We start from the raw sequence: 23,690 nt of genomic DNA, 5'->3' as shown, positions 1-23,690 counted from the left end.
ACTACAACGAGGAAACAGCCAAGCCTCAAGCTCAAGGCAAGGACGTCATGCGCCCCGGGTTGACGGGAAGCTCCCTACGGAATTGTTAGGGCGCATGGTGCTGACCCAAACAAAATAGTACGCCGTTGCGCCGAAGAAGCCATGGGCGGCAAAAGCTACGATTGACTGGATGTGGTTTAGCCAGCCGTACAGCGTGGGCTGTCCAGCTACAACGAAGTCGACATGCTTTCCGTACCAATTGCCACCCGAGGAAAAGCCTGGATCTCCGCCAGGTGTGTCCCAACCAACCAGTAGAGAACCTGCTATGGCACCGGCCAGCGCAAGCGGCCACCACCTAAGCTTCCCGAACTTGTGCAAGAGGAGAGAGAGCGGAATACCGAGAAGCAAGACGAACGGTATAGAGAACAGAACTGTGTAGAAGAAGATTGGGCCAAGCTCTAACCACGGCATGTCGGCGCCGATCAGTATATGAGGCAGAACAAACCATACGAACATCACAAGCGGCTGAACTGCCAGGGCTGCTAGTGATGAGACGATGACTGTAAGGACTGTCTTCATGCGCCCTAACAACCTGAGTTGAGGTGCGCCGCCCGATGCGGTCACCCGAAGCCGATCATAACGCGAAGCATCCCGGATGCAGCGAGCTACGGAGCGGCGTCAGCTCCGACGATTAGTTAGACGTACAAAGTAGGCCGCTACGCGTTGCGTGGGTCCATCTTTCGGCCTCCCGGAAAGCGGCCGCAGCGAGCGGATGGATGCTCAGAAACCAGCAAGGCCCTGGGGGACGGCGAATAACTTCGTTATCCGCCGTCCCCCAGGGCCTTGCTGAGAATGCTGATCTGCAACGGCCCGATCAATCAGGCAATCTCGCTTTCTCATGTCAGATATTTCCTGATCCGATGAGCGGCTTGCTTTGTCCGGCTAACACCAAGTAGACCCCAAAAGTGGGGTGATAACGGATTGTGGGTTGGGGGCGGCATCGCCGTCAAACGGACAATTCCCGCCGCATTCAATGGCTTGGCCGAGAGGGCTGCGATCCACTGGCGAATGGGCCTCCTGGATATCAGGCATTCAAGGGGTGATATCAGTTATTCGCTCGTATTTCGGGTGCTAACGGGTGACGATCGAGTGTGGCCGGGCGCCGGGTGCGGGCGTCTGGCTGCGCGAACGGTGGTCGGGGCGAGTGCAGCACGCGGCGCGGCCTTCGTTGATATACTATACCCCAGTATGGTCACAGGCCGTCCCGGCCGACGGGAGCACGCATGCCGCATTCGCCCGAAGAGAAGAAGAAGGTGTTGACCCGGATCCGGCGGATCCGCGGGCAGACCGAGGCCCTGGAGCGGGCGCTCGAGGGCGGCGCGGAGTGTGCGGCCGTGCTGCAGCAGATCGCCGCGATCCGCGGGGCGGTCAACGGCCTGATGTCGGAGGTGCTGGAGTCGCACATCCGCGAGGAGTTCAGCCATGCGGCCGCCTCGGAGCAGCAGCGTGGCGCGCGCGTGGCCGAGGTCGCCGGCCTGATCCGGGCCTACCTGAAATGAGTCGCGGGTTCGCCTGAGCCCCACCCTTCCCCTGCCGGTGCCACGCGTCCCGGCGCAATACCCATGCAACAGGAGTCGCCATGAAGAGCCGTGCCGCCGTCGCTTTCGAAGCCGGAAAGCCCCTGCAGATCGTCGAGATCGACGTCGCCCCGCCGAAGAAGGGCGAGGTGCTGGTGAAGATCAGCCACACCGGCGTCTGCCACACCGATGCCTTCACGCTGTCGGGCGATGATCCGGAGGGTTTGTTCCCCGTGGTGCTGGGGCATGAAGGCGCGGGCGTGGTGGTGGAGGTCGGCGAGGGCGTGACCAGCGTCAAGCCGGGCGACCACGTGATCCCGCTGTACACCGCCGAGTGCGGGGAATGCCTGTTCTGCAAGTCGGGCAAGACCAACCTGTGCACGTCGGTGCGCGCCACGCAGGGCAAGGGCGTGATGCCCGACGGCACGTCGCGTTTCAGCTACAACGGCCAACCGCTGTACCACTACATGGGCTGCTCGACCTTCAGCGAGTACACCGTCGTCGCCGAAGTCTCGCTGGCCAAGGTCAACCCCGAGGCCAACCCCGAACACGTCTGCCTGCTCGGGTGCGGCGTGACCACCGGCATCGGCGCGGTCCACAACACGGCGAAGGTGCAGGCAGGCGACTCGGTGGCGGTCTTCGGCCTGGGCGGCATCGGCCTGGCGGTGATCCAGGGGGCGCGCCAGGCGAAGGCCGGCCGCATCATCGCGATCGATACCAACCCCGACAAGTTCGCGATGGCGAAGCAGATGGGCGCGACCGACGTGGTGAACCCGAAGGACCACGACAAGCCGATCCAGGAGGTCGTGGTCGAGATGACCGGCTGGGGCGTGGACCATTCCTTCGAGTGCATCGGCAACGTCAACGTGATGCGTGCCGCGCTGGAGTGTGCGCACCGGGGCTGGGGCCAGTCGGTGATCATCGGCGTGGCCGGCGCGGGCCAGGAGATCAGCACCCGGCCGTTCCAACTGGTCACCGGGCGCAAGTGGATGGGCACCGCCTTCGGCGGGGTGAAGGGCCGCAGCCAGTTGCCCGGCATGGTCGAGGATGCGATGCGCGGCGACATCCAGCTGGCGCCCTTCGTCACCCACACCCTGCCGCTGGACGGGATCAACGAGGCCTTCGACCTGATGCACGAAGGCAAGTCCATCCGTACCGTGATCCGGTACTGACGCGGAGCGCGCACCATGGAACGTATCGAACGACACGCCTGCGCCGGCGGTGTCCAGGAGGTCTGGCGGCATCGCTCGGGCGTGCTGGGCTGCGACATGCGCTTCGCGGTCTACCTGCCGCCGCAGGCCGCGCTCGGTGAGTGCCCGGTGCTGTACTGGCTGTCGGGGCTGACCTGCACCGAGCAGAACTTCATCACCAAGGCGGGCGCGCAGCGCCATGCCGCCGAGCACGGCCTCATCCTGGTCGCGCCCGACACCAGCCCGCGCGGCGAAGGCGTGGCCGACGACGCCGGCTACGACCTCGGGCAGGGGGCGGGCTTCTACGTCAACGCGACGCAGGCGCCGTGGGCCGCGCATTACCGGATGTACGACTATGTGGTCGACGAACTGCCGGCGCTCGTCGATGCGCACTTCCCGACCACGACCGCCCGCGGCATCAGCGGGCATTCCATGGGCGGGCATGGCGCCCTGGTCGTGGCCCTGCGCAATCCCGGGCGCTATCGCAGCGTGTCGGCGTTCTCGCCGATCGTCGCGCCGGCCCTGGTGCCTTGGGGCCAGAAGGCTTTCATGGCCTACCTGGGTGAGGATGCCGCGGCCTGGGCCGAATGGGATGCCACCCGTCTGGTGGCCGGTGCGAAGGAACGCCTGCCCCTGCTGGTCGACCAGGGCGAGGCCGACGAGTTCCTCGATGGCCAGCTTCAGCCCTCGCGCCTGCAGGCGGCCTGCGAGGCCGCGGGCCATCCCCTCGAACTGCGGCTGCAGCCGGGCTACGATCACAGCTACTACTTCATCGCCAGCTTCATCGGCGACCACGTTGCCCACCACGCTTCGGCCCTGAAGGAATAGGCCCATGCCGGCCGATCGCACCATCGACTACATCGAGTTGCCCGCTCATGACATCGAAGCGGCCAAGACCTTCTACACGACGGTGTTCGGCTGGGCGTTCGCCGACTACGGGCCCGACTACACCGCCTTCAACGACGGCCGCGTGGACGGGGGCTTCTTCCGCGCCCCGATGCGCTCGGAGACCGCGCGCGGCGCGGCCCTGGTGGTGATGTTCGCCGACGACCTGGAGGCCACGCTGGACGCGGTGACCGCCGCCGGCGGCACGGTGCTCAAGCCGATCTTCGACTTCCCCGGGGGCCGGCGCTTCCAGTTCGCCGATCCGGTCGGCAACGAACTGGGCGTCTGGTCCGACCGCTAGCGAAGGGTTGCCCGCTCAGGCGCGGGTGACGTCGCGCAGCTGCCAGTGGCTGCCGGCGAGCAGGCGCATGCGGTGGCGGACGATCGTGCCGGGCAGGGAGGTCGTGGCCACCAGGTCGATGTGGAGGTCGTCCTGCTGGCCCTCGACGGTCGCCGCCGGGTCGACAACGCCCAGGGACATGTCGACCTCGTCGGGCTCGTCCTGCAGCGCGCGCCAGCGTTCGAACAGGGCGTCGGTGCGCAGCGCGTCCTGCAGCTGCGCGGCGAAGGCCTCGCCGCCATTGGCGCTGAACGACAGCGAGGGTTCGTCGCCGCGGGCCAGTCGGCCGTCGGGCAGGGACAGGTAGTAGCGGGTGGGCATCATCATGTTCCCGTGTTCGATGGCCCAGCCTAGCCCGCCCGCCATGGTGGCCCGGTGAACGCGGGGGCGGCCGCCTGGGCGCGCCCCCGTGGCGGGGGTCAGTCGAGGTGGACGTGGCCGCCCGGCGCGTGCCCCTTGGGGCAGTGGCAGATCGACGTGGGCCCGAACTCCAGGCCGAAGGTCTGGCCGTCGCGATGCCGCTGCCAGTAGAACTCGGGCGAGGCCTCGCCGCGGTTGCCGATCTCGGCCATATCGGCGTCGACGTCGAACAGCCGGCCGTCGACCATCACGTAGCGCGTCTCGATGGTGCTGCGGATGTTCTCCAGCGGGTTGGAGTCCAGCACCACCAGGTCGGCCTGCTTGCCGGCTTCCAGCGAGCCGATCTGCGAGGCCAGGCCCAGCAGGTCGGCGCCGTCGAAGGTCGCCGCGCGCAGGGCCTCGAAGTTGCTGAAGCCGCCCTGGGTCAGCATCCAGATCTCCCAGTTCGGCGACAGGCCCTGCAACTGGCCGTGGCCGCCGACCTGGATCTTGACCCCGGCGTCGCGCAGCTTCTTCGCCGACTTCGCCACCTCGACGTGCCAGTAGTCCCAGTCGGGCGCGGTCTCGCGGCGGATGCTGCGTGCATCCAGGGTCTCGCGCGGGAAGAAGCGGTTGAGCTTGGGGTCTTCCCAGACGTTGTCGCGGGCGTACCACCAGTATTCGCCCGACAGGCCGCCGTAGCTGACCACCAGGGTCGGCGTGTTGCGCACGTCGGTCTGCGACCAGAGCTCGACGACATCCTTGTAGAGCGGCGCCACCGGGATGTTGTGCTCGATGCTGGTGGCGCCGTCGAGGATCATCGTCATGTTGTGGTGGAAGGTGCTGCCGCCTTCCTCGACCACCAGCATGCCCAGCTCGCGCGCGGCCTGGTCGATCTGCTGGCGCTGGTCGCGACGCGGCTGGTTGTAGCTCTTCACCGAGAACGCGCCATTGGCCTTCATGCGCGACAGGTGGCCGCGGGCGTCGTCGAGCGAATTGACCACCGCCTTGAAGTCGCCGTCGGCGCCGTAGAGGATCGTGCCGGTCGAGAACACGCGTGGGCCGACCATGCGCCCGGCCTTCTGCAACTCGCTCTCGGAGAACACGAACTCGGTGGTGGCCGAGGGGTCGTGCATGGTGGTCACGCCGAAGGCGAGGTTGGTGTAGTACGCCCAGTTCTGCTGCGGCACCACGCCCTGGCCGAAATGCGCGGCGTGCGCGTGCACGTCGACGTAGCCCGGCACGATGGTCTTGCCGGTGGCGTCGATGACGCGCGCGCCGGCGGGGATCGCGACGTCGCGGCCCACGGCTTCGATCACGTCGCCGCGCACCAGCACGGTGCCATCCTCGATGACCTCTTCGCGCTCCTCGGCGTCGCGCATGGTGACGATCCGCGCATGGGTGAAGGCCACCACGTCGCGGGGAGCGTCGACGGGGACCTGCAGGCCGACCGCGATGCCGCCGTCGTTGCTGGGCTCCGGCAGCGTCGCCGGGGCGCCGGGCAGGAAGGCGAAGCTGTCCTTGAGATCGCGCGAGTGGTAGCGGTCGCCAACCATCCAGTGCAGCGACTCCGAATCCGCGGCCCAGTGCAGGTAGCTGCCCACGTTCTCGGTCACCTGCTTGACCGGCACCGCCTGCGTGTCCTTGCTCAGTTCGACCGCCTTGCCGGCGGTGGCGAGCGGAGCGACGTAGGCGTTGAACAGCTCGGTGAAGGCCACCCACTGGCCGTCGGGCGACAGGCTCACCGAGTCGACGTACTTCAGGTTGAAGACCTCGCGTGGGTCCTCGCCGTTCAGGCCCACCGACATGAGCTTCTTCTCAAGCCCGCCGCCGGTGAGGTAGTACACGCGGCTGCCATCGGCGCTGAACTGCGGGGTCTCGCCGGACTCGGCCACGCGCACCGGCGTGCCGCCGCTCGCCGGCATGACGTAGACGCCGCGATCGCCCGACCACAGGGAACCGGTCAGGCCACCGCCGCCGGATTTGCTGTAGACGATGCGGCGGCCATCGGGCGAGAAGCGCGGACCGTAGTAGAAGCCCTTTTCCTGGGTCAGCCGCGTGCCCATGCCGCCACCGTTTGCGCTGCGCACGTAGATCGCGCCCATGCCGGCATCCGACCACGTGGTGTACAGCAGCTTGCTGCCGTCCGGGCTGAAGCTGGGCTGGTATTCGTAGACACCGTCGTTGCCGGTCAGCCGCTCCGGGCGGCCGTCGGGCAGGCGCTTGCGCCACAGCTGGCCCACGGCATGGAAAACCAGGTCGCGGCCGTCGGCGCTGGTGGCGACGTCGCGGATCATCTTCGGCGTGAACGTGCCCTCGTCGATGCGCTGCTCGAAGCGCAGCGGCGCGGTGACGGTCTGCTCGACGCTGGCGGTGAACGGAACCTGCGCGGCCTGACCCGCCGACATGTCGACGCGCCACAGCTTGCCCTGCGCCCACAGCACCACCGACTTCGAGTCCGGCGTCCAGTCGAAGTTGGAGTACGGGCCGAAGATCGCCCAGGCCTCCTGCTGGTCGTGCGACAGGCCGTCCCAGACCGGGCGGACTTCGCCGCTGGCCAGGTCGAGCACGTGCAGCACCGACTTCTCGCGCACGCGCTTGACGAAGGCCAGCGACTTGCCGTCGGGCGAAGGCTGCGGCCGCACCGCGCCGCCGGGGGTGGCGATGACCGTCTCGACCTTGCCGGTCTCCCGGTCCAGGCGCTTGATCGCGTAGATGACGTCGTGGGGGTTCTTGTTGTACTGGAAGGTCGGTCCCTGGCTGACGTCCTCGGAGAAGTAGACGTAACGGCCGTCCGGCGAGACCGCCGGTTCACCCAGGTCCTGCTGGTCGTTCTTCTTCTCGGTCAGCTGCAGGCCGCCGCCCTTCGCGACGCCGCCACTGGCGTGGTACTGCCACAGTTCGCCGGCGCCGAGCGAGCGCTCGGAAGTGAAGTGCTTGCGACCGATGATGAAACGCCCGTCGGGCGTCCAGGCCGGGTTGTTGAGCAGGCGGAAGTCTTCCATCGACACCTGCACCGCGCCCTGGCCGTCGGCACCGATGCGCCACAGGTTGTTGCCACCGCCGCGGTCGGAGGTGAAGGCCAGTTCGCGGCCGTCTGGCGACCAGCGCGGCTGCACGTCCCAGGCCGGGCCCGAGGTGATGCGGCGCGCGGTGCCGCCGCCGATCGGCAGGCGGTACAGGTCGCCCAGCAGCGAGAACGCCAGTTCGCGGCCGTCGGGCGAAACGTCGACGTCCATCCAGGTGCCTTCGTCGGTATCGAAGCGCACGGTCTTGACCGGCCCGTGCGGCGCGCTGACGTCCCAGGCCGCCTCGTCGGCGTCGTCGCCGGGCGCGGCGCGGCCCTTGGCGTCGGCGGGCGAGGCCTGCGCCGGGGTGTTGCCGACCGGGTCGAGGGCATCTTGTTCGAGCTGCGCCTCTTCCTCCTGCGCGGGCGCGGGCGGGTCCTGCGCCCAGGCGGATGGAGCGGGCACGGAGAGGGCGCTGGCGAGCGCCACGGCAAGCAGGCGGCGGGACATCATCGGCAAGGTTCCACGGGCAAAAGACCCCGCAGCCTAACCCGCGCGAGCACTCGCGTCCCCGGGCCGAAAGTCGGGGGTGGGGTGACGCGGCCTCAGGACAGCGCGGGGGCGTTTTCGGCGGCGAACGCCACCACCACCGCGCCCTTGCCGACATTGACCATGCCGGTGAGGCTCATGACGCTTTCGAACAGCTCGATGTTGTTGTCCAGGCAGGCCTGGCGAAGCCCGGTGTAGCCTGGCAGCGCGCGCATCTCCTCGAGTTCGCCGCCATAGCTCAGGCAGACGGTGGGCGTCATCAGGCCCGCGCGGATGCGTTCGACGGTGAAGTCGAAGAGCTTCTGCACGGCCGGCTCGAAGCCCTTGACCTTGGCCGTGGCCGAGGTCTCCCCGCGATAGCCGCGCAGCACCGGCTTGATGTCCAGCGCGCTGCCGAGCGCGGCGCTGAGCAGGCTCACGCTGCGGTCGTTCTTCTTGCGGGCGCGGGCGCGCAGGTAGTACAGGTCGCGCGGGATCATGTAGCCGTGCGTGTGCAGGGCGAGGTTCTCCAGGCGCGCGCGGATCTTCGGCGCGCCCTCGCCGGCGTCGCGCAGGCGGATCGCCTCCACCGCGGTGATGCCCTGGGCGGCGAACAGGTTCTGGGTGTCGACCACGCGCAGCGCGAAGGGCGTGGCGTTGCCCGCCGCCGCGCGCACCGGCTTGTAGTCGTTGAGGATCGAGAAGCTGGCCTGCTGCGCATTGTCGAAGATCGGACTGCGCGAGCGGGTGATCGTCATGCAGAACACGTAGTCGTACTCGATGACCAGCCGCTCAAGGAACAGGTCGTGGATCTGCTGCACCGTGAACGGCATGGTCTCCGCTTCGGCGCCGCGCTCGGCGACGTGGGCGTGCAGGAACTCCAGCGTGGCCTCCTCGTCGCGATGGTCGGCGAGGACGGCTTCGCCGATCCGGACGGTGATCGGCAGGATGGTGACATCGTGTCGTTGCAGATAGTCCAGGGGCAGATCGCAGGCAGAGTCCACGACGAGGCCGATGCGCATGGGGAGGTCACTCCCGTCTCTGGATGTCAGTGGCCGCCAGAATAGCGTGACGGCCGTCGCCACTCATGCTGCATTGCGCAACCGAACGCGCGGGCGTTCAGGCCTTGCGGCGGATCCCGACCGGCAGCTCGGCGACCCGCGCCATCTCGCCGCGGCCCAGCAGGCCCGGATCCTCGAGGCAGGCGAGCGCGAATTCGTGGGCATCGTTGCCCCAGAACAGGGCCTCGCCGATGGCCAGGGTGGGAACGCCATGGACGTGGGCGGCGATCGCCGCGTCGGTGCGTGCGCGCAGGCCGGACTTTGCCGCATCGCTGCCGATGGCATCGGGCGCCACGCCCAGCACGTCGGCCAGCGGTGCGAGTGACTCGGGCGTGTCGGCGGCGCGTCCGGACTTCCAGATCCAGTCGAAGATCGCGTCGACCACGTCGGCACCGCACCCGGCGGCGATGCACAGGCGCAGTGCCGGCAGCGGGTTGAACGGATGGCTGGGCGGGAACACCAGGGGCACGCCCTCGCGCGCGGCCTGCCAGAGCACGTGGCGGTAGGTGAACTCGCGCTTGCCGGGAATCTCCGCCGGGCCCTTCTGGCCCACGGCATCGAGCACCGCGGCGAACATGATCGGCACCGGCTCGACCGCGTGGCCAGCGTCCAGCATGCGCTTGACCTTCTGCCACTGCAGGTAGGAGAAGGGCGAGATGAAGTCGAAATACCAGCGCATCGGGGGTGGGGCGGGGGGCGCCATCGGGCTCTCCTGGTCGGCCAAGAGCCCGTCGCAGCGGCGCAACGGGCGCATCGGTCGAGTCTAGCGCCCCGCGGCCCGCCGGGCACGGCTTGTGGACCGGCGGGGCAGGGAGGACACTGGGCCCGTCTTCAGGGGAGTCCCATGCCTCGACTCTGGGCCAGCGTGCTCGTCCTGTGGTTGGCCTGCGGGCCTTGCGGTGCCCGCGGCATCGATCGCATCGAACGCGTCGACATGCAGCAGGCGCTGGCCGCCGGCGCGCTGTCGGACGCCGCGGTGGAGGGCGTCATGCAGCCGCCCGGCAGCGGCATCGACGACGGCTGGTGGCGCCTGACGCCCGCGCCGTTCGAAGGCCGGCGGCACCTGCTGGTCTATCACCCCTACAGCGCGCGCATCACCGTGCGCGCACCGCCGGACTATCGCCCCCGGACGATGGACATCTTCCAGCCCGACGCCGGACGCGGGCATTCACGGCGTGCGCTGGCCTTCGACCTTGACGCGCCGGGGCCGGTCTACATCGGGGTCGAGGATGCCCGCTACCCCCTGCAGGTCGCCGTCAGCAGCGAAGGGGCCTACACCGTCGAGGACTACGGCCACGTCCGCGTCCTGTGGGCCAGCCTCGGCATCCTGACCGGCGTCTCGCTGGTGGCCCTGCTGTTCTGGCTGCGGCTGCGCGAGCGCGTCTACCTGCTGTTCGCCGGCAGCATGTTCGCCCAGGTGCTGTACGTGCTGTGCGCCTATGGCGATGCCTATGGCGTGCCCGGCCTGTCCTGGCTGGCGGCATTCGGCGTGGAGGGGATCTGGTTCGTCGCGACGCTGTCGACGATGGTGACGGTGTGGTTCCTGCTCGATTTCGCCGAGCTGCGGCCGCGCGCGCCCCGCCTGAGCCGCCTGCTCCTGCTGGTCGGCTTCTACCTGCCGGGCCTGCTGCTGCTGGCGCTGGTCTCGCCCTGGCCCTCGGGCAACCACTGGTTCCCACCCCTGGGCAATGGCCTGCTGCTGCTGGCGAACGTGCTCGCGATCGCGACCCTGCTGCACGTCTGGCTGAAGGGCGGGCGCCATGCGGGCTTCGTCCTGATCGCCTGGGTGCCGCTGGTGACGGTGTCGACCGCGCGCGCGGTCCAGCTGGGCATGGGCGCGCCGCTCTCGACCTGGCTGGAGTACGGCCTGCCGATCATGCTGGCCTTTGCCGCCGTGGTGCTGGTGCTGGGACTGGCCGATCGCATGGTCGCGTTCCGGCGCGAGCGCGACGAGGCCAAGCTGCATGCCGAGCACGATGGCCTGACCGGCGCCTACAACCGCGATGGCATCACCTCGCGCCTGCAGCGCGCGCTGGCCGAGGCGCGGGCCAGCCACCAACCGGTGTCGGTGCTGTTCCTGGACCTGGACCACTTCAAGTCCATCAACGACACCCACGGCCACCCGGTCGGCGACGCCTGCCTGCGGGCGGTGGTGGAGGTGATCCGCGAACAGGCGCGGCTGGGCGACCTGCTCGGGCGGGTCGGCGGCGAGGAGTTCCTGCTCTACCTGCCGGGCGCGACGCTGGCCGCGGCCAGCGGCACCGCCGATCGACTCCTGCAGGAGGTGGAGTCGCGGTGCCGGCGCGTCATGGGCGCCCCGGTCAACCTGACCCTGAGCATCGGCGTGGTCGAATGCCTGCCCTTCGACAACGTCGAGTCGCTGATCCGGCGGGCCGACGACGCGATGTACCGGGCCAAGCGGGCCGGACGCAACCGCGTCGTCGTGTTGGGCGAGGAAGCGCTGGCGCCGGCGCGCTGAGCGGGCCGGCGCCATGGGCGCTTCGGGTCGGTCAGCCTTCTCCCGGCAGCGGATAGGCGCGCGGCAGCCCGCCCTGGTCGCGCGGGCGCTGCGGATGCAGGTAGCGATCGCGCAGCTCGGTCTGCCGGCTGCGCATTTCGATCGCGCGGCCGTCCATCCATACCTGCAGCGCGACGGTGCTCACTTCCAGCGGATCGCCGCTCCACAGCACCAGGTCGGCACGTTGGCCCGGTGCGATCCGGCCCATGCGGTCGGCGACGCCGAAGGCCTGTGCCGGCACAGAGGTCAGGCCCGCCAGGCCCTGTTCCCAGGGCAGGCCATGGGCGACCGCGTTGCCGGCGAGCTGCCGGACCTTGCGCGCGTTGTGCGAGTCGCCGAGCGTGAAACCGACCGGCACGCCGGCGGCGTCGAGCCGGGCGGCGTTGCCGAAGCTGGAATGGATGGCGTCGAAGCTCGAGGGCAGGTCGTCCAGCGGGTTGATGAAGACCGGCACCTTCGCCGCGGCGAGGTCGGCGGCGAGCATCCAGGCCTCGGCGCCACCGGCGATCGCGATCCTGACGTCCTGCCGCTTCGACCAGCGCAGCAGCTGGCGGATGTCGGCGGCGCGATCGACCCCGACGACGACCCGGCCGCCATCGTCGAGGTAGCGCAACAGCGTGCGACGTCCGGCCGGCGTCAGCAGCGCCATGTTCGAATCCGCGCCGATCCGGCCCCGGGCCTCGTCGATCAACTGGTCGAGCAGCATCCACTGCGCGGCGCGCGACTTGCCCGTCAGGCCCGAGGCGTTGCTGCCCAGGCGCACGAACAGCACGCGCGCGCCGACGGGGTCGGCGCTGCCGTCCAGCCGCACGATGCCGCCCTGGCCGCCGATGATCGAGCCGCCCAGGGTGCTGCCGGCGCCGAGCAGGGTCCAGCCGATGCCTTCCACGCGGGCGACCGGCACCAGCACCGAGGCCGGGTTGTAGGCCAGGGTGACGTCGAACTCGGGCCGCACCGTCATTTCCTTGGTTTCCACGCCCAGCGCGAGGCTGGCGTCGACCGTGCCCTCCTCGGCGGACACTTCCTCAAGGCCGATCTCAGTGATGCCGCCAAAGAGCGTCGGCGTCAGCGAGCGGCCCTGGGCGTCCACCACCTGCGCGCCGGCCGGCGCGGCGAGGCCGGGTCCGACCGCGCGGACCACGCCGCCCGACACCAGTACGTCGGCGGCGTCGAGCGTGCCCTGCGGGCCGGCGGTGTGCACCTTGGCGTTGCGGATCAGCATGTCCTGCGCAAGGGCGGCGGGGCCGGCAAGCGCCAGCCCGGCGGCGAGCGCGGCGGCGGCGAAGGTCTTCATGCGGGCGCGGCTCATTCGACACCTCCGGTCATGCCCTGGCGGGCATTGGCGCCCTGGCCAAGCAGGAAGTCCGAAGTGGGGCGGCGGCGGGGATCGTCGATGTCGTATACGCGGGCGCCGTCGATGTAGACCTGTTCGGCCTTGGCGTAGACGCTGAAGGGCGTGCCGTTCCAGACCACCACGTCGGCCATCTTGCCGGCCTCCAGGGTGCCGGTGCGGTCGAGCACGCCGAGCGACTTGGCCGCGTTCTGGGTGAGCCAGCGGATCGCGCGCTCGGGCGGGATGTCCATGCCGGCCAGGCCGGCGTGGGCGATCACCTTCGCGGCTTCCTGGTTAAGGCGCTGGATGCCCTCCTCGGAGTCGGAGTGCACGATCGCGCAGCTGTTCGCGGGGCGGTCGACCAGCGCGATGTTCTCCTGGATGCCGTCGAAGGCTTCCATCTTGAAGCCCCACCAGTCGGCCCAGAGCGCACCACAGACGCCTTCCTCGGCCAGCCGGTCGGCGAGCTTGTAGGCCTCCACGCCGTGGTGGAAGGCGGCGACCTTGAAGCCGAACTCATTGGCCAGGTCGAGCATCGTGGTCATCTCGTCGGCGCGATAGCAGTGGATGTGCACCTGGATGTCGCCGTTGATCGCCCCGGCCAGCGTGTCGAGCTTGAGGTCGCGCTTGCCGCCGGTGGCCTGATCGCTGTCGGCGCCATCGTCGCTGCCCTGCCACCAGCGGCGCTTGCCGCCCTCGTCGGACTTGGGCTTGTTCTTGGCCAGGTACTCGGCGGCATCGATGAAGGCCGCGCGGTAGCCGGCGACGTTGCCCATGCGCGTGGACGGCGCGGTGCCGCGGCCGCCGTAGACGCGCTTGGGGTTCTCGCCACAGGCCATCTTCAACCCCCACGGCGCACCGGGGAATTTCATCGCCTGGTAGCTGGTCGCGGGGACGTTCTTCAGGGTGACGCCGCGCCCGCCGACCAGATTGGCCGAGCCGGGCAGGATCTGCAGCGAGGTGATGCCGCCGGCCAGCGCCGCGGCGAAGCCCGGGTCCTGCGGCCAGACCGAGTGCTCGGCCCAGACGTTGGGGGTCACCGGCGAGGTCATCTCGTTGCCATCACTGTGCGCGCCGACGTTGGGGCTGGCGTAGACGCCCAGGTGCGAGTGCACGTCGATCAGGCCCGGCGTGACCCACTTGCCCGTGCCGTCGACGACGGTGGCGCCGTCCGCGGCCAGGCCCGTGCCGACGGCTTCGATGCGGCCGTCGCGCATCAGCACGTCGGCGCCTTCCAGGCGCTCGCCGGTGCCGGTGAGCACGGTGGCGCCTCGGATCAGCACCGGCGGCGAGGCGATCCGTTCGTAGGTGCTGGGGTAGGGATCGTCGACGAAGCGTGGCTTCGCCTTCTCGGCGGCGAGCGCCGCGGTCGACGCAAGCGTCGTGGCAAGCGCCACGGCGAGCGCGGCGTTGGTGGGTCGGAACATGTCGGTTTCCCCGGGTGTCGTGTTGACAGCCCTTCGACCGTAGACGGCCCCGCGGGCGCTGCCAACCCTGACAAAGGTCATGCGCACCCGCCCCGGTCGCAACGGGGGAGACCCCGACAGGGCACACTAGGCGCCTGAACCAGGGAGCGGTCACCGGAGGCATCGAGCGTGGAACAGATCATCTATCTCATCGTGGGCGCGGCCCTGACCTGGACCTTCTACTTCGTCCAGCGCCGGGTCGAGCGCCGCCGCAGCGTGGACGCGATCGACCGCCACCAGCGCCTGCTGGCGCTCATGCAGGGGCTGGAGACGGCCGACACCAGCCTGGACGACCTGCGCCGCTTCGAGCACCGCCTGCTCGGTCGCGCGGAAACCGCCGCGCGCATCGCCGACAGCTATTTCACCAAGGCCGAGGAAGTCGCGCGGCAGGCACGCGAGGTCGAGGGCGCGGTCCATGGCATCGACCACGAGGCGCTGCAGGCCTTCAAGCAGGCCGACGGCGACCTGGCGCGACTGGTCGCGCACCTGCGCCAGCAGCTCGACGGCGAATCCCTGCAGACCTTCGAGGAGGCGCATGCACGCTGGCTGGACTACCGCGGCCGCTACGCGCGCTTCATCGCCGCGTCGTATTCCGGTGGCGCGCTGCGTCCCCTGATCCACGCGGTGACGCTCGAGAGCGTCACCCAGGCCTGGATCAGCGAGCTGGAGATGCAGCTGGGCGATGAAGACATCGACATGGACGTCGAGGCCGAGGGCGACGAGCTGCTCGAAGCCGATGCCGGGCCGCCCGCCTGAACCGGTGTTCGCGCGATGTTCGGTCGCGACTTGCTAGGGTATGCCCCTGAATTTCCAGATACACGAGAGGTAAGTGCGTGAACGTAACCGCGAAGGAAGTCGTCGATTTCTGGCGAGATGCCGGCCCGGAACGCTGGTTCGCCAAGGACGAGACCTTTGACGACATGTGTGAGATGGCGTTCGAGGACGCGATGGAGGATGCCGCCGCCGGCAAGGGCGAGGCCTGGATGGACAGCGCGGAAGGCGCGCTGGCCCTGATCCTGCTGCTCGACCAGATGCCGCGCAACATCCACCGCGACAGTGCCCGTGCCTACGCGTACGACGCCCAGGCCCGCGCGTACGCCGAGCAGGCGGTGGACCGCGGCTACGACGCCGAGGTCGACCCCGCCCTGCGCGTGTTCTTCTACATGCCCTTCGAGCACTCCGAGGACCTGGCCGACCAGGAGCGCTCGGTGGAGCTGCACCAGAACCTGGACGGCGAGGACGCCGACAAGTGGGCGGTGCTGCACAAGGAGATCATCGAGAAGTTCGGCCGCTTCCCGCATCGCAACGCCGTGCTCGGCCGCGAGACCACGCCCGAAGAGCAGGCCTGGCTGGACGCCGGCGGCTTCAAGGGCTGAGCGTCGTTCGGTCGAAGTCGATGATGGGTATCGCTTCGCTCGACCCATCCTACGGCACTACGGCGATGGCCCCCCATGCCGTCATTCCAGCGAACGCTGGAATCCAGTTCACGTAGCCCGGGTAAGCGAAGCGCACCCGGGGTCCCGGTATGGGTGCAGACTAGTAGGGCGCAATAAGCGCAGCGCATTGCACCACGCAAGCTGGCAAGTCGATCAAGCTTGGCCTTCCCCGCGCCGCCGCCGCGCGATCGCAATCAATCGACAGCCTCGCATCGAACACCGCGGGAAAGGTCGCTCGACGCAGAACCCATCATGCGTCATGGCCGTGAGCGACGGTGGGTATCGCCTGCGGCTCGACCCACCCTGCGGCGACGTGGCAGCCGAAGCCCGTCCCGCAGCCCGCCCGCCGTCATCCCAGCGAACGCTGGGATCCAGCCTTTGCGGTAATGGTCGCGCGCGGGTGATGGGTTTCGCTCCGCTCGACCCATCTTGCGGTGGACCCTCCGCCATCGGGCGATGCCGCCGTCCACGCGGCGCCCGGCATGTCCCCGGAAAAAAAAAAAGGAGGCCCGCATGCCGGGACATGCGGGCCTCGTGCGTCGCGTAGTGGCGCAGCTCAGTAGCGCGGAATCGAACCGTCGATGTCGGCCCAGGCATCGATGCCGCCTTCGATGTTGTAGACCTCGCGGAAGCCGAGGGCGCGGAAATGCTCGGCTGCCTGGGCGCTGCGTGCACCGTGGTGGCACAGGAAGGCCAGCGGCGTGGCCTTGTCCAGGGCCTCAAGCGAGGCGGCGTTGCCATCGTCCAGGGTGGCGCAGGCGACGCCGACCGATGCCTGCGCACGCTCGCTGGCGGGGCGGACGTCGACCAGGGTCAGGGTGCCGGCGGCCAGGCGGGCGGCGGCATCGGCCGGCGACATCGGCTTGACCTTCGGCGGAGCGTTCGGGTTGTCGATCACCAGGCCACGGCCGCGCTCGTCGTCGACCCAGTCGATCGACAGGCCGTCGGCGCGGCGCAAGCCAGCCAGGTCGAACTGCAGGCGCAGGCCGTCGATCTCCACCGCGATGGCGTTCGGATCGGCCGGCGCCAGTTGCAGGCGGGTCTGGAAGCGCGCGTCGACCTCGACCTGCACCGCATAGCCGGCGCCGGCGTTGGCGGCGGCATCGCGCAGCATCGCGATCGCGGCCGGGGTGACGGTGACCGTCGGCGGGCTGCGGTCCGGCGCCGGCAGGCCCAGGGCACCGTGCAACTCGCCGGAATTGAGCATCTGCTCGACGATGTCGCTGCCGCCGACCAGTTCGCCGCCGATGTAGAGCTGCGGGATCGTCGGCCACTGCCCGTAGGCCTTGATGCCCTCGCGGATCTCCGGGTCCGAGAGCACGTCCACGTGCGCGTAGCCGCCGGGCAACAGCGCGCTCAGCGCGCCCGAGGCCTTGGCCGAGAAGCCGCATTGCGGCGCGTTCGGCTCGCCTTTCATGAACAGCACGACGTGGTTCGACTGCAGCAGGGATTCGATGCGCGAACGCACGGCGGGATCGAGGGACATGGCGGGTACCTGTGTAAGGGCTGGTTCGCTGTGGAGGTGGGGGCGCGGGGCCGGCGACACAAGCCGCATCGGCCCATCCACGGGTTAGCATGCCGCATGCGCTCTGAAGCCTCCCTGCATCGACCGCCGCGCCGGCCCTGGGCCTGGCTGTGGGTGTTCGCCGCTTCGCAGGGCCTGGTGGTCGCCGTGTGGTGGGCCATCGGCTGGCGCTGGGGCCTGCCGCTGCTGCTGGCCAGCCACCTGGCGGTCGTGTGGGGGACCCTCAGGCCTGGCTCGCGCCTGTTCAGCCCGGTCCTGTCGCGCCTGCCGGGCGGGGCGCGCACGGTCTGGCTCACGATCGACGACGGCCCTTCGGCGGACACCGGGGCGATCCTCGACCTGCTCGACGCCCATGGTGCGAAGGCGACGTTTTTCCTTGTCGGGGCGCGCGCGCTCGCGCGGCCCGACGCCGTGCGCGAGATCGTCCGCCGCGGCCATGGCATCGGCAACCACAGCTTCGACCACCCTTCGGCCTGGTTCTGGGCCCTGCCGCCGGCGGCGATGCGCGCGCAGGTCGACCGCGCCCAGGCCGCGCTCGCCACGACCGCGGGCGCGCCGCCGCGGTGGTTCCGTGCGGTGGTGGGCATGGCCAACCCCTTCGTCGGGCCCGCGTTGGCCCGCCATGGCCTCACGCGCGTGGCCTGGAGTGCGCGCGGTTTCGACGCGGTCGAACCCGATCCAGACCGGGTCCTGGCGCGGATCGAGCGCCAGCTGCGTCCTGGGGCCATCGTCCTGTTGCACGAGGGCGCCCGCCACGGTCGCAATCCCGAGACGCTTGCGCGCGTGCTGCAACGCCTCGATGCCCTGGACTATCGCGCCGTGCTGCCGGATGAGCCGGATGTACGCGCCTGAGTCCGGTTCCGTGCGGACGCGCGCTCAGGCCGGTCGTGTCGCGACCACCCGCCAGTTGTTGAAGGGGGTGTTGCCCGACAGGGGGGTGATCGCCACCTCCAGGCCCGCCGTTGCGAGCCGCGCCTGCAGGGCATCGCGCTCGGGATAGTGCTCGGGCGCGGCGTTCATCCAGCCCAGGTGGCGGGAGAACACGTCCACCGCGCGCGTGAACCGCGCCCGGCGACCGCCGTCGTCGAAACCGGTGCGCATCACCAGCCGGCAGCCGGGCAGCAGCATCGCCACCACCGCATCGAGGATCCCGGCATGTGCCTCGCGCGGGATGAACTGCAGTACGTCCAGCAGGGCGACGCTGCCGCGGTGCGCGGGCAGGCCACGGGCCAGGTCGACCGCCTCGAACGCGACCCCGGTCAGGCCGGCGCGCCCGGCCGCGCGTCGCGCCCGGGCGATCTTGCCGGCGTCGATGTCGACCCCGCGATACGGCATCGCCAGGCCGGCGTCGCGCAGGGCATGGGCGAGCAAGCCCAGGCCGCAGCCCAGGTCGAGGACCGGGGCCGTGGTGCCGCGCAGGGCCGCGATGACACCCGGGTAGACCGGGTCGCTGCCCAGCTTGCCGCGGCTGTAGAAGTAGTCCCAGCGATTGCCCAGCCAGCGGTCCGGGCCGAACGCATGCGCGATCGCGCGGGCCGAGGCCGATGGCAGCGGGCGGGCGTCGTCGCGCATGCGGGGCGGCCTCAGGGTCGCAGCAGGCTTCGTGCGACCGGCTCGGCGACGCGCGTCCACTCGGTGTACATCGCCGCGGAAGGATGCAGGCCGTCCTCGGCGACCATCGCCGGCTCCGCCCCGCGGGCGCGCGACACCGGCGTGATGTCGACGAAGCGCACGCCGCGCGCCTGGCTCAGCTCGCGCGCGGCGGCGTTGAAGGCATCGATCTGCGCGCCGATGGCCGTCGCGCCGCGGGTGTCCTCGCGGCCGAACGGGGTCACCCCCCAGTCCGGGATCGAGAGCACCATGACCCGGTTGGCGTCGCCGCCGGCGTAGCCGATCGCGCGCTGCAGGAGGGCGTCGAACTCCTCGCGGTAGTTGTCCAGTCCGCGGTTGCGGTACTGGTTGTTGACGCCGATCAGCAGGCTGACGAAGCCCCATTCGCCCAGCGGCTCGGCGGCATCGAGCGCGGCCGACAGCTCGTCGGTGGTCCAGCCGGTGGTGGCGATGATGCGCGGGTCGTCCAGGGCAATGCCGTCGGCGCGCAGCGCGGCGGCCAGTTGCACCGGCCAGCGGCCTTCCACGGGCACGGCCTCGCCGATGGTGTAGCTGTCGCCCAGGGCCAGGTAGCTCGTCATGCGGGTGTCCTTGTGTGGAGTCGGGGCGCAGGCGGCGAGCAGCCCGGCCAGCACCAGGCCGGCCAGGCGTGCCGGGCCGCGCTCAACCCAGCGCCGCACGCGCCTGCACGGGGGCGGCGACATCGCCCGCCATGCGGTCGAGCACGCGCTCGATCCGGCGGAACACTTCCCGCAGTTCGTCGGGCTGCGGCAGCAGGGTCACCCGGAAGTGGTTGCGGTAGGGCACGTTGAAGCTGCTGCCCGGGACCACCAGCACGTTCTCCGTTTCCAGCAGTTCCAGCGCGAAACGGTGGTCGTCGAAGCCCTGGGCCGCGGCGCCGGTCACCGAGGGGAACGCGTACAGCGCACCCGCCGGTTCGACCAGGTCCAGGTGGCGGCTGGCGGCCACGCTCTCGACCACCGCGCGGCGTGCTTCGTAGAGCCGGCCCTCCGGCGCGCACAGCGGGTCGATGGTGTTGGGCCCCTGCAGGGCCGCTTCGACCGCGAACTGGCCCGGCACGTTGGCGCACAGGCGCAGCGCGCCCAGCAGGTCCATCGCGTGGTGGAAGTCGCGGACCGCCGGTGCATCGCCCGAGAGCACCGCCCAGCCGACCCGCCAGCCGCAGGCGCGGTGCACCTTGCTCAGGCCGCTGAAGGACAGGCAGGGCACGTCGCCGGCGATCGGCGCGACCGGCTGGAAGCGGGCGTCGTCGTAAAGGATCGAGTCGTAGATCTCGTCGCACAGCAGCAACAGCCCGTGGCGCGCGGCGATGGCGACGATGCGCTCGATCAGCGCGCGCGGGTAGTTCGCACCGGTCGGATTGTTGGGGTTGATCAGCACGATTGCGCGGGTGCGGCTCGAGACCAGCGCCTCGATTTCGTCCGGGTCCGGCAGGAAGCCATTGGCCGGCAGGCAGCGGTAGTAGACCGGACGGCCGTCGTTGAGGATCGTCGCCGCCGACCACAGCGGATAGTCGGGCGACGGCAGCAGCACCTCGTCGCCCGGGTTCAGCAGGGCGCGCAGCGACAGGTCGATCAGCTCGCTGACGCCATTGCCGATGAACACCCGGTCGGCGTGCGCATCGGGGATGCCGCGCTCGCGGTAGTGCGCGGCCAGCGCCTCGCGCGCGGCGGGCAGGCCCTGCTGGTGGGTGTAGGGGTCGGTCTGGTCGATACCGTCGACAATCGCGCGTTGCAGGTGCGCGGGGGCGCGGAAGCCAAAGGCGCCCGGGTTGCCGATGTTGAGCTTGATCAGGGTGCGGCCCTGGGCCTCGAGCTCGCGCGCCCGGCGGGCGAGTTCGCCGCGGATCTCGTAGCGGACTTCGGACAGGCGTTCGCGGGTCTTGAGGCTGGAGGGGGGCATCGGCGGCGACGGGGTGGGGTGGATGGGCGTGGCGCGCTGGGCGCGACTGTCCGCCAGACTATCCGAATGCCGGGCCGTGTCCAGCGCGCCGGTCGCGTGTCCCGGCGCGGTCGCGGCCGCGTACGGGGATAGAATCCCCCCATGCCCCCGATGCCCGCCGCCGCTTGAACGTGTCCCCCGACCTGGTCGCGATCGGCTGGCCGTGCGTGGCCGCTGCCCCGGAGCGCCCGGGCCTGGACGTCTGGGACGCGCTCGCCCGCGCGCACCCGGCCGCGCGTCCGGCCCGCATCGTCGAGCAGCACCGCAGCGGCTACCTCGTCGCCGAGTCGCTGGAAGAGGGTTATCCGGCCGAGTCGCTGCCCGAGTGGCAGCGCGCCAGCACCTACCGCAAGGGGGGTACCGCGCCCGAGTCCCGGCCGGCGGTGGGCGACTGGGTGCTGGTCGAAGGCGAGGGCGCGACCGCGCGCATCGTCGCCCTGCTGCCCCGCTACAGCGCGATCAAGCGCGCCGCTGCCGGCGAGCACTACAAGCAGCAGCTGATCGCGGCCAACGTCGATACGGTGTTCGTGGTCTGCGGGCTGGACGACGATTTCAATCCGCGCCGCATCGAGCGCTACCTGCTGCTGGTCCGCAGCGGTGGCGCCGAACCGGTCGTGGTGCTGACCAAGGCCGACCTGGCCGAAGCCGGGCGTGCCGGCGCGGTCGCCGCCGCCATCGACGACCTCGGCAGCCTGGGCCTGGAAGGCCTGGCGGTGGTGCCGATCAATGCGCGCGATGCCGGAAGCGTCGACGCCCTGGCCGACTGGCTGCACCCCGGGCGCACCGTGGTGCTGGTGGGCAGTTCGGGCGCGGGCAAGTCGACCCTGACCAACAGCCTGCTCGGTCGCGACCGGATGAAGACCGGCGAGGTGCGGGGCAGCGATTCCCGCGGCCGCCACACCACCACCCACCGCGCGCTGGTGCCGCTGCCCTCGGGCGCCTGCCTGATCGATACGCCCGGCATGCGCGAGCTCAAGCCGACCGGCGAAGAAGACGTCACCGAGAACTTCAGCGACATCGACGCGCTCGCCGAGCAGTGCCGCTTCCGCGATTGCGCGCACGGGCGCGAGCCCGGCTGCGCGGTGCGCGCGGCGATCGAGGCCGGCGTGCTCGACGCCCAGCGCGTAGCCAACTACCACAAGCTGCGCGACGAGGTCGCCGGCGCCGCCGCCACCCTCGCCGATCGCCGCAGCGAGCAGAAGGCGACCACGCGCCAGGGCCCGCGCATCCAGAAGGCCCGTCGCGACGACGAATACGACGAGGACTGAGCCGTTCGCGACGGTGATCCCGCCCCTCGCGGCCCGCAGGGGCTATGCTCGGGGCGAAGCCGCTTCCCGGGCCCCGCCCACGCCATGCCGGATTTCGCGCCAGACATCGCCCACCATGCCGCGCTCGACGAGCGGATGGTCAAGGCCGCGCGGGGCATCCACCTCCTTTCGCTGACCAGCTGGCCCGCCGAGGTCGAGGCGCGCTTCCTGGCCGACCACGCGCGCGGCGCCGCGATCCTGCCGCGCATCGACTATCCGCGGCACGACTTCAGCGAGGTCCGCGCCGAACTGGACGCGGTGGCCGCCGAAGCCGATCCCGACCATCCGCTGGGCCAGTACCTGCGCGAGTCCGCGCACAGCTGGAGCACCGCCACGCGCCTGCTCGAAGCGCTGGGTACCGCCGAGGTCAGCCGTTACTCGATCCAGCTCTATGGTCGGCCGGACGAAGCCCTGCCGGGCAAGGGCCCGAGCGCGGTCGAGGCGGCGCTGCATTTCATCTCGATCGCCGACGAACTCGACCGCGAGCTGCTCGCGCCGGCCGAGCACATCACCGTCTCGGCGACCGCCCTGCAGCTGCAGCTCCAGCGCGATCTCGACAACTTCTTCGGCGAGCGGGTGATCGAGGTCGAACTCGACCCGGACATGATCGCCAAGGCCGCTGCCGGCGCCACCCGCATCCGGCTGCGCTCCAACGCCGCCTTCAGCGACTACGACCGCGACCAGCTGTTGCAGCACGAGGCCTTCGTCCACTCCCTGACCGCGATCAATGGCCGCGCGCAACCCGTGCTGGCCAGCCTGGGCCTGGCCTCGCCGCGCAGCACCGAGACCCAGGAAGGGCTGGCGACCTTCGCCGAGCAGATCACCGGCAGCATCGACATCGGCCGGATGAAGCGCATCAGCCTGCGCATCGAGGCCGTCGACATGGCCTTGCGCGGCGCCGATTTCATCGAGGTCTTCCGCTATTTCCTCGCGGCCGGCCAGACCGACGAGGAAAGCTTCGCCTCGGCCCAGCGGGTGTTCCGCGGCTGTCCGGTCACCGGCGGTGCGGCCTTCACCAAGGACGCGGTGTACCTGCGGGGCCTGGTGTCGGTGCATACCTTCTTCCGCTGGGCGCTGCGCGAGCAGAAGCTGCAGCTGTGCCGCTGGCTGTTCGCCGGCAAGATGACGCTCGATGACGTCCAGCGCTTCGAGCCGCTGTTCGTCGAGGGCGTGCTCGAACCCGCGCGCTGGATGCCGCACTGGATCACCCGCGCCAATGGCCTGGCCGGCATGCTGGCCTTCTCGCTGTTCGCCAACCGCATCCGCCTGGACGCCATCGCCGGCGGCGACGAGCCGCTGGCTTTCTAGTGGTTGGTGATTGGTTATTGGTGATTGGCTAAGCGGTGAGTGGTGAGTGGTGATTGGTGATTGGTGAGTGGGTGGTGCTCCGGTCCTAGTGCCTGCTTTCGCAGGATGGGTAGCGCGAAGCAAAACCCATCGTGCGTGATGGCCGGTAGCGGCGGCGGTTGGTATCGCCTTCGGCTCGACCCACCCTGCGGCGAGCTTGCCCGTGTCCTTGTCCTTGTCCTTGAACTGGAACTGGAACTGGAACTGGAACTGGAACTGGAACTGGAACTGGAACTGGAACTGGAACTGGAACTGGAACTGGAACTGGAACTGGAACT

The 23,690-nt window shown here is 69.9% G+C and carries 21 protein-coding genes; 10 read left to right on the top strand and 11 right to left on the bottom strand.

Annotation, left to right across the window (positions count from 1 at the left end):
- Window positions 1–45: 45 nt before the first annotated feature.
- Window positions 46–558, bottom strand: a complete 513-nt coding sequence (locus FKV25_RS00540) for a hypothetical protein (RefSeq protein WP_141516837.1) — start codon at window positions 556–558, stop codon at window positions 46–48.
- 704 nt (window positions 559–1,262) lie between these two features.
- Between FKV25_RS00540 and frmR the strand changes: the two genes are divergently transcribed.
- From frmR to FKV25_RS00520, 4 genes are all read left to right on the top strand, one after another.
- Window positions 1,263–1,538: a formaldehyde-responsive transcriptional repressor FrmR gene (frmR, locus tag FKV25_RS00535; protein ID WP_141516836.1), complete on the top strand. Its 276-nt coding sequence runs from the start codon at window positions 1,263–1,265 to the stop codon at window positions 1,536–1,538.
- Between the two features lie 80 nt (window positions 1,539–1,618).
- The gene (locus FKV25_RS00530) at window positions 1,619–2,728 is read left to right on the top strand and encodes an S-(hydroxymethyl)glutathione dehydrogenase/class III alcohol dehydrogenase (protein WP_141516835.1); all 1,110 of its coding nucleotides are present in this window, start codon (window positions 1,619–1,621) and stop codon (window positions 2,726–2,728) included.
- 15 nt (window positions 2,729–2,743) lie between these two features.
- Window positions 2,744–3,574 carry an S-formylglutathione hydrolase gene (gene fghA, locus FKV25_RS00525; RefSeq protein WP_141516834.1) on the top strand — a complete coding sequence of 277 codons (831 nt, stop codon included), beginning with the start codon at window positions 2,744–2,746 and terminating at the stop codon, window positions 3,572–3,574.
- A 4-nt stretch (window positions 3,575–3,578) separates the two neighbouring features.
- Window positions 3,579–3,932 (top strand): VOC family protein, encoded by a 354-nt coding sequence (locus FKV25_RS00520; protein ID WP_141516833.1) that lies wholly within the window; start codon window positions 3,579–3,581, stop codon window positions 3,930–3,932.
- Window positions 3,933–3,947: 15 nt separating this feature from the next.
- Here the strand turns inward: FKV25_RS00520 and FKV25_RS00515 are convergent, their stop codons facing one another.
- From FKV25_RS00515 to FKV25_RS00500, 4 genes are all read right to left on the bottom strand, one after another.
- Window positions 3,948–4,292 carry a hypothetical protein gene (locus FKV25_RS00515; protein ID WP_141516841.1) on the bottom strand — a complete coding sequence of 115 codons (345 nt, stop codon included), beginning with the start codon at window positions 4,290–4,292 and terminating at the stop codon, window positions 3,948–3,950.
- Between the two features lie 98 nt (window positions 4,293–4,390).
- Window positions 4,391–7,831: an amidohydrolase family protein gene (locus FKV25_RS00510; protein WP_246071797.1), complete on the bottom strand. Its 3,441-nt coding sequence runs from the start codon at window positions 7,829–7,831 to the stop codon at window positions 4,391–4,393.
- A gap of 92 nt (window positions 7,832–7,923) precedes the next feature.
- Window positions 7,924–8,868: a DegV family protein gene (locus FKV25_RS00505; protein WP_141516832.1), complete on the bottom strand. Its 945-nt coding sequence runs from the start codon at window positions 8,866–8,868 to the stop codon at window positions 7,924–7,926.
- Between the two features lie 97 nt (window positions 8,869–8,965).
- Window positions 8,966–9,610 carry a 2-hydroxychromene-2-carboxylate isomerase gene (locus FKV25_RS00500; RefSeq protein ID WP_246071796.1) on the bottom strand — a complete coding sequence of 215 codons (645 nt, stop codon included), beginning with the start codon at window positions 9,608–9,610 and terminating at the stop codon, window positions 8,966–8,968.
- A 141-nt stretch (window positions 9,611–9,751) separates the two neighbouring features.
- Between FKV25_RS00500 and FKV25_RS00495 the strand changes: the two genes are divergently transcribed.
- Window positions 9,752–11,386 carry a sensor domain-containing diguanylate cyclase gene (locus FKV25_RS00495; protein WP_141516831.1) on the top strand — a complete coding sequence of 545 codons (1,635 nt, stop codon included), beginning with the start codon at window positions 9,752–9,754 and terminating at the stop codon, window positions 11,384–11,386.
- Between the two features lie 31 nt (window positions 11,387–11,417).
- Here FKV25_RS00495 and FKV25_RS00490 read toward each other — a convergent pair whose 3' ends face one another.
- Both FKV25_RS00490 and FKV25_RS00485 read right to left on the bottom strand, forming a co-directional pair.
- Window positions 11,418–12,734: an amidohydrolase family protein gene (locus FKV25_RS00490; RefSeq protein ID WP_141516830.1), complete on the bottom strand. Its 1,317-nt coding sequence runs from the start codon at window positions 12,732–12,734 to the stop codon at window positions 11,418–11,420.
- Window positions 12,731–14,185 (bottom strand): amidohydrolase, encoded by a 1,455-nt coding sequence (locus FKV25_RS00485; RefSeq protein WP_141516829.1) that lies wholly within the window; start codon window positions 14,183–14,185, stop codon window positions 12,731–12,733. The genes FKV25_RS00490 and FKV25_RS00485 overlap by 4 nt, the downstream gene beginning before the upstream one ends.
- Before the next feature lie 168 nt (window positions 14,186–14,353).
- On the opposite strand from FKV25_RS00485, the gene FKV25_RS00480 reads away from it, so the two are divergent.
- Window positions 14,354–14,980 (top strand): lysozyme inhibitor LprI family protein, encoded by a 627-nt coding sequence (locus tag FKV25_RS00480; protein WP_141516828.1) that lies wholly within the window; start codon window positions 14,354–14,356, stop codon window positions 14,978–14,980.
- Window positions 14,981–15,057: 77 nt separating this feature from the next.
- Window positions 15,058–15,600, top strand: a complete 543-nt coding sequence (locus FKV25_RS00475; protein ID WP_141516827.1) for a DUF924 family protein — start codon at window positions 15,058–15,060, stop codon at window positions 15,598–15,600.
- 616 nt (window positions 15,601–16,216) lie between these two features.
- Here the strand turns inward: FKV25_RS00475 and grxD are convergent.
- The gene (gene grxD / locus FKV25_RS00470) at window positions 16,217–17,146 is read right to left on the bottom strand and encodes a Grx4 family monothiol glutaredoxin (RefSeq protein WP_141516826.1); all 930 of its coding nucleotides are present in this window, start codon (window positions 17,144–17,146) and stop codon (window positions 16,217–16,219) included.
- A gap of 96 nt (window positions 17,147–17,242) precedes the next feature.
- On the opposite strand from grxD, the gene FKV25_RS00465 reads away from it, so the two are divergent.
- Entirely contained in the window at window positions 17,243–18,037 is a 795-nt protein-coding gene (locus tag FKV25_RS00465; RefSeq protein WP_141516825.1) for a polysaccharide deacetylase family protein, read from the top strand.
- A gap of 24 nt (window positions 18,038–18,061) precedes the next feature.
- On the opposite strand, the gene FKV25_RS00460 is transcribed toward FKV25_RS00465, so the two are convergent.
- The 3 genes from FKV25_RS00460 to FKV25_RS00450 all read right to left on the bottom strand — a co-directional run bounded on the left by FKV25_RS00460 (window position 18,062) and on the right by FKV25_RS00450 (window position 20,719).
- On the bottom strand, window positions 18,062–18,757 hold the full coding sequence (locus tag FKV25_RS00460) for a methyltransferase domain-containing protein (RefSeq protein WP_141516824.1): 696 nt from the start codon (window positions 18,755–18,757) through the stop codon (window positions 18,062–18,064).
- Window positions 18,758–18,768: 11 nt separating this feature from the next.
- Window positions 18,769–19,377, bottom strand: a complete 609-nt coding sequence (locus tag FKV25_RS00455; RefSeq protein ID WP_141516838.1) for an SGNH/GDSL hydrolase family protein — start codon at window positions 19,375–19,377, stop codon at window positions 18,769–18,771.
- Between the two features lie 82 nt (window positions 19,378–19,459).
- Entirely contained in the window at window positions 19,460–20,719 is a 1,260-nt protein-coding gene (locus FKV25_RS00450; protein ID WP_141516823.1) for an aminotransferase class I/II-fold pyridoxal phosphate-dependent enzyme, read from the bottom strand.
- 164 nt (window positions 20,720–20,883) lie between these two features.
- Between FKV25_RS00450 and rsgA the strand changes: the two genes are divergently transcribed.
- Complete coding sequence (rsgA, locus tag FKV25_RS00445) at window positions 20,884–22,026, top strand: ribosome small subunit-dependent GTPase A (protein ID WP_141516822.1); 1,143 nt, start codon at window positions 20,884–20,886, stop codon at window positions 22,024–22,026.
- An 84-nt stretch (window positions 22,027–22,110) separates the two neighbouring features.
- Window positions 22,111–23,373: a flavohemoglobin expression-modulating QEGLA motif protein gene (locus FKV25_RS00440; RefSeq protein WP_141516821.1), complete on the top strand. Its 1,263-nt coding sequence runs from the start codon at window positions 22,111–22,113 to the stop codon at window positions 23,371–23,373.
- The last annotated feature ends 317 nt before the right edge of the window (window positions 23,374–23,690 follow it).

Origin of the sequence: Marilutibacter aestuarii (assembly GCF_006546775.1) — a bacterium.
In the GTDB taxonomy this organism is placed as follows: Bacteria; Pseudomonadota; Gammaproteobacteria; order Xanthomonadales; family Xanthomonadaceae; genus Marilutibacter; species Marilutibacter aestuarii.
This window is presented reverse-complemented; position numbering and strand designations above follow the sequence as displayed.

Excerpts from the sequence above, each read along its gene's own strand:
- FKV25_RS00540 (WP_141516837.1), bottom strand. The coding sequence starts at position 558 with ATGAAGACAGTCCTTACAGTCATCGTCTCATCACTAGCAGCCCTGGCA.
- frmR (WP_141516836.1), top strand. The coding sequence starts at position 1,263 with ATGCCGCATTCGCCCGAAGAGAAGAAGAAGGTGTTGACCCGGATCCGG.
- FKV25_RS00530 (WP_141516835.1), top strand. The coding sequence starts at position 1,619 with ATGAAGAGCCGTGCCGCCGTCGCTTTCGAAGCCGGAAAGCCCCTGCAG.
- fghA (WP_141516834.1), top strand. The coding sequence starts at position 2,744 with ATGGAACGTATCGAACGACACGCCTGCGCCGGCGGTGTCCAGGAGGTC.
- FKV25_RS00520 (WP_141516833.1), top strand. The coding sequence starts at position 3,579 with ATGCCGGCCGATCGCACCATCGACTACATCGAGTTGCCCGCTCATGAC.
- FKV25_RS00515 (WP_141516841.1), bottom strand. The coding sequence starts at position 4,292 with ATGCCCACCCGCTACTACCTGTCCCTGCCCGACGGCCGACTGGCCCGC.
- FKV25_RS00510 (WP_246071797.1), bottom strand. The coding sequence starts at position 7,831 with ATGATGTCCCGCCGCCTGCTTGCCGTGGCGCTCGCCAGCGCCCTCTCC.
- FKV25_RS00505 (WP_141516832.1), bottom strand. The coding sequence starts at position 8,868 with ATGCGCATCGGCCTCGTCGTGGACTCTGCCTGCGATCTGCCCCTGGAC.
- FKV25_RS00500 (WP_246071796.1), bottom strand. The coding sequence starts at position 9,610 with ATGGCGCCCCCCGCCCCACCCCCGATGCGCTGGTATTTCGACTTCATC.
- FKV25_RS00495 (WP_141516831.1), top strand. The coding sequence starts at position 9,752 with ATGCCTCGACTCTGGGCCAGCGTGCTCGTCCTGTGGTTGGCCTGCGGG.
- FKV25_RS00490 (WP_141516830.1), bottom strand. The coding sequence starts at position 12,734 with ATGAGCCGCGCCCGCATGAAGACCTTCGCCGCCGCCGCGCTCGCCGCC.
- FKV25_RS00485 (WP_141516829.1), bottom strand. The coding sequence starts at position 14,185 with ATGTTCCGACCCACCAACGCCGCGCTCGCCGTGGCGCTTGCCACGACG.
- grxD (WP_141516826.1), bottom strand. The coding sequence starts at position 17,146 with ATGTCCCTCGATCCCGCCGTGCGTTCGCGCATCGAATCCCTGCTGCAG.
- FKV25_RS00465 (WP_141516825.1), top strand. The coding sequence starts at position 17,243 with ATGCGCTCTGAAGCCTCCCTGCATCGACCGCCGCGCCGGCCCTGGGCC.
- FKV25_RS00460 (WP_141516824.1), bottom strand. The coding sequence starts at position 18,757 with ATGCGCGACGACGCCCGCCCGCTGCCATCGGCCTCGGCCCGCGCGATC.
- FKV25_RS00455 (WP_141516838.1), bottom strand. The coding sequence starts at position 19,377 with ATGACGAGCTACCTGGCCCTGGGCGACAGCTACACCATCGGCGAGGCC.
- FKV25_RS00450 (WP_141516823.1), bottom strand. The coding sequence starts at position 20,719 with ATGCCCCCCTCCAGCCTCAAGACCCGCGAACGCCTGTCCGAAGTCCGC.
- FKV25_RS00440 (WP_141516821.1), top strand. The coding sequence starts at position 22,111 with ATGCCGGATTTCGCGCCAGACATCGCCCACCATGCCGCGCTCGACGAG.